This is a genomic window from Cetobacterium sp. (assembly GCF_048470075.1).
Taxonomy (GTDB): Bacteria; Fusobacteriota; Fusobacteriia; order Fusobacteriales; family Fusobacteriaceae; genus Cetobacterium_A.
In genome coordinates this window covers 1-1,715 of record NZ_DBGBQB010000361.1, presented here as the reverse complement: position 1 = coordinate 1,715, position 1,715 = coordinate 1, and the positions used below count along the sequence as shown (strand labels likewise).

The 1,715-nt window shown below is 28.6% G+C and carries 3 protein-coding genes; all 3 read left to right on the top strand.

Translation table 11 applies throughout. The annotated features are described in order from the left end of the window. Positions 1-206 (top strand): hypothetical protein (locus ACMOUI_RS12680; RefSeq protein ID WP_418966060.1); only part of this gene is annotated, 206 nt, incomplete at its 5' end. Positions 207-230: 24 nt separating this feature from the next. Then, entirely contained in the window at positions 231-467 is a 237-nt protein-coding gene (locus ACMOUI_RS12675) for a sigma factor-like helix-turn-helix DNA-binding protein (protein ID WP_418966059.1), read from the top strand. A gap of 463 nt (positions 468-930) precedes the next feature. Then, the coding region (locus ACMOUI_RS12670; protein ID WP_418966058.1) for a terminase small subunit at positions 931-1,715 on the top strand (785 nt) is incomplete at its 3' end.

Genomic DNA, 1,715 nt, shown 5'->3' with positions numbered 1-1,715 from the left:
AAAAGAAATTTTTAATGGCTCAAATATTAGAATGTATTAGTTATGATAATGAACTTCGTTTTTATGAAAAAATAGAAGAGAATGAAAGTACTGAAAAAAATATAACATTTGATATTTTATTAGAATTAATGGAAGATGAAGAGTTTTATATGGAACTATTAGAAAGTATATCGAAGATTTATTTAAAAAAAATAGATTTAAAATAGTTTGTAAAATTTTGGAGAGTAACAATGGAAAAAGAACAAGTATTGTTAGAATTAATGTATGACATGATAGAAAAGATATTATCTCCAAGAGAATTTGAAGTGTATACATTGAGTAAAAGGATGAAACCAAGAGATATAGCGGATAGATTTGGAGTAAAATCAGTAACAGTTAGAAAACAATTGTTAAAAGCTAAGAAAAAAATAGAACTCCATAAAGAGTGGTTAGAAGAGAAGGCAAGATTAAGAGGGCTAGTAACATAGTTCTCTTTTTTTATAATAAAAAAGTCACTCAATTAAGAGTGACCCTTTTGAACATTCTCGAGAATATTCACGGTGCTTATTTTTTAACTATACAAAGTATAATCAATAAGCCAGTAAAGAATATTAATTGCTCCACGATAAGCACCTCCCTAACAGTTTGCATTACTATGCTTGGGTGGTAAATCCAAACATAACAAAAGCCATCTATTCTAAATAAAATGAGATGGCTTTTGTTATGTTTATAACGCAAACTGCTAAGATAAATATATTTAGCTCCAGATTACCAGTCCTTCATTGCTGTATATATTTATTGACTAGATAATACAATAAATTTTTTAAAAAGTAAATAAATTTTTAAAAAATGTAGCACAAATTTATACTACAAAATAGCTATAAGTGAAGAGACTGATTTTATTGGAGGATAAATATGAGAATAAGAGCTCCATCTAAAGAAGGTGGTTAAGTGAGAGATAAAGCGAAAGATATGTATGAAGCAGGATTTGGAAGTTTAAGAAAGATCGCAGAAGAATTAAATGTGCCAGAAGCCACAGTTAAAAGTTGGAAGCAAAGGAGTGAAATTCCTTGGATTAATCCAAAGAAAAAAGATGCATCCAAAATAAAAAAAGATGCATCCAAAAAAAAGATTGCATTTAAAGTTGAGAAGGTAGGAAAAGAAGAGATAATAGAAACTTTAGCAGATAGTGAACTTACTGATAAACAAAGGCTTTTCTGCATATATTACATGCAAAGTTTTAATGCAACTAAGGCTGCAACTAAAGCTGGGTATAGCAGAGAAACAGCTATGGAGCAAGGGTGTAGGTTGTTAAGAAATGTTAAGGTAAAAGAGTATCTAACAGAACTAAAAGAAATGTATGCACAAGATGATTATCTAGAAACAAAAAGACTTTTAGATAGACATAAACAAATAGCTTTTGCAGATATAAAGGATTTTACAGAGTTTCAAATTGAAAAAGTATTTATGGACTATGACGAAGAAACAGGAAAGCCTATTTTTGAAAAGAGGTTTCAGTTCAGAATCAAAGATGATGTAGATGTAGATGGAACTTTAATTAAAAAAATAGGTATGGGAAAGTTTGGTCCTGTAATTGAATTGGAAGATAGAGCAAAATCTTTGGATCTATTAAATAAGGTTTATGGATTAGATCCTTCATTCCAAATTCAAATTGAAAAGATTAATTTAGAGAAAAATAAAATTAAAGTTCTTGAAGATAGAAATAGGATTATAGA